At 36.0% G+C, this 211-nt stretch carries 1 pseudogene; it reads right to left on the reverse strand.

Annotation, left to right across the window (positions count from 1 at the left end):
- Positions 1-211, reverse strand: a pseudogene (locus tag N475_RS25915) (IS30 family transposase); the annotation flags it as partial.

The following is a 211-nucleotide window of genomic DNA, read 5'->3' on the forward strand; positions in this document are numbered from 1 at the left end:
ATAGTCCTTAATAACCCATTGATAAATAGTCTCATGACTCACTCGTTTTTCTTTATTATTTGGATGGTTTATTTTAAGTCTTCCAGCAATCGCATCTGGAGACCACCCTTCATGTAATTTATGTACAACATGATTATAAAGCGCTTTATTTGAACGCTTTTTTGTATGCCTTGGCTTCTTTCTCCGTTCGACAGCTAAGTCTTCTGCAGAT

Source organism: Pseudoalteromonas luteoviolacea DSM 6061, assembly GCF_001625655.1.
Taxonomy (GTDB): domain Bacteria; phylum Pseudomonadota; class Gammaproteobacteria; order Enterobacterales; family Alteromonadaceae; genus Pseudoalteromonas; species Pseudoalteromonas luteoviolacea.